This is a genomic window from Candidatus Neomarinimicrobiota bacterium, assembly GCA_034716895.1.
Taxonomy (GTDB): Bacteria; Fidelibacterota; UBA8477; order UBA8477; family JABMPR01; genus JABMPR01.
This window is the reverse complement of the sequence record JAYEKW010000229.1, coordinates 1-1,691: the sequence shown is the minus strand read 5'-3', so window position 1 is coordinate 1,691 and position 1,691 is coordinate 1. Positions and strand designations below refer to the sequence as shown.

1 protein-coding gene is annotated in these 1,691 nt (G+C 46.2%); it reads left to right on the top strand.

Annotation, left to right across the window (positions count from 1 at the left end):
* Positions 1–147: 147 nt before the first annotated feature.
* Positions 148–1,551 carry a hypothetical protein gene (locus tag U9Q77_12930; protein ID MEA3288261.1) on the top strand — a complete coding sequence of 468 codons (1,404 nt, stop codon included), beginning with the start codon at positions 148–150 and terminating at the stop codon, positions 1,549–1,551.
* Positions 1,552–1,691 lie beyond the last annotated feature (140 nt).

Below are 1,691 nucleotides of genomic sequence, written 5' to 3'. Positions count from 1 at the left end.
TGAAGATGGACACAGCTTGCATGCAGGACTCAATAGATACTTTCAGTATTACAACAATGGTGTGTAACATTTTTTTCTGGCGCGATGGTAACACTTGCTATATAGTGACTTACAGTAATTCACAATCCCTTAATTAAGGAGTAAGTCATGGAAGATAAAAAAATCACTGCAGAAGAGCTGAAAGCGGCATGGACCAAGGACATTGATGCACTGGCAGAGAAAGTGGCGGCAGCCATGAACTCAGCCAATCCTGGACACATAATCGACGACTCGGAGGAGCCGGTCCGAGATGCTAACGGCGAGTTTCGCCAACAGTCTTACCAGAAGGCCATGGACCTCTTGCAGTCTAAAAAGCTACAAGAGGATTTTTCCCCTCAGCAGAAGTTGCCCCACCTGAAGTGGGAGAATAAAGGTCCCCAAAAGACATCTTGCTTGACGGTCAACGGACCATTGACTATCACACGTACGATATTCTGGAATTCGCATCAAGGATCAGTTGCACCTGTCGATTCTCTTCTGGGTATCGATAAGGAAAAATATAGTACAGGTGTTCGAGAGATGGCCTCGCGTTTGAATCTCAACGAGGCGTTTATTCCGGCCAGTGGTAATCTGTTGCGAATGGCTCAGTTATCGATAAGCCATTCTGCATTTCGAGACTTGGTAGAGCGTGAAGGTCTACGTGCTATGCAGGCTATTACCAGTTCATCACATGCCCCGGATTGGACAAGCCATGATTGCACGAATAAGACTGTGATTACGGGTGCTGATGGCGTGATGGTTCCTATAGTCACTGAGGAGCAGAAGCAAAAGCGTCGAGCCACAGAAAAGGCCAGACAGGAAAAACAAGGCAAAAAAAGTACCCGCAAACGAGGACGCCCCAAGTCAGGCAGCGATGGTCCATACAAAGAGTTTAAGCTCGTCTCGTTTTATGACAGCGACAAATCACACAAATATGCTGTGGGTACCAGCGGCAACCACGAAGTGTTGGGACGTATTATGCGTCGGGAGGCGGGAAAGATAAAAATCGGGCAAGCCGAGGCAGCATACTCGGTGACTGACGGAGCTGAATGGATCTACCGTCAATACAAAATCCAACTACCCATGCTGGATGAAAATATTCTCGACTATTTTCACTTACGAGATCACGTGATAGCTACAAGCTACGCACTATATGGCGAAGGCACAAAGAAGGCGAAAGAATGGCGTGAAGACATGATGGGGTACGTTTGGAATCAAGGATCAATGGTTATGCTGGACAAGATAAACAATTACAAACGTCGTCATAAGGATGGCCCTAAACGCGAGTCATTGGATGAACTTTGTCAATATGTCACCAAACGTGTAGATATGACCGATTATCCCAGCTTCCGTCAACAGGGCTATGATTGTGGTAGTGGTCCAACGGAGTCATTTTGTGGTTGCTTAACCACACGCCTGAAAGGTCGAGGCATGCGATGGGACAAGGACAACGCCGAAGGTATCATGGCTCTCGGAAGCCTCTACTACTCAAATCAATGGGAGAATTACTGGAAGAACGAACGGGCCGCTTAACCCTCGCCAGAAAATAAGGTCGCACACTATCGTAACATGTTACGACATAGAGCTTGATTTCTAAAAATATTCGCATTATATTACGATATAGACAATGGATAATCGAGGAATGTATAATGGGCATTGACAAACAGACTACA

What these genes read in the sequence shown, in the direction of transcription:
- U9Q77_12930 (MEA3288261.1), top strand. Translation starts at nt 148, where the DNA reads ATGGAAGATAAAAAAATCACTGCAGAAGAGCTGAAAGCGGCATGGACC.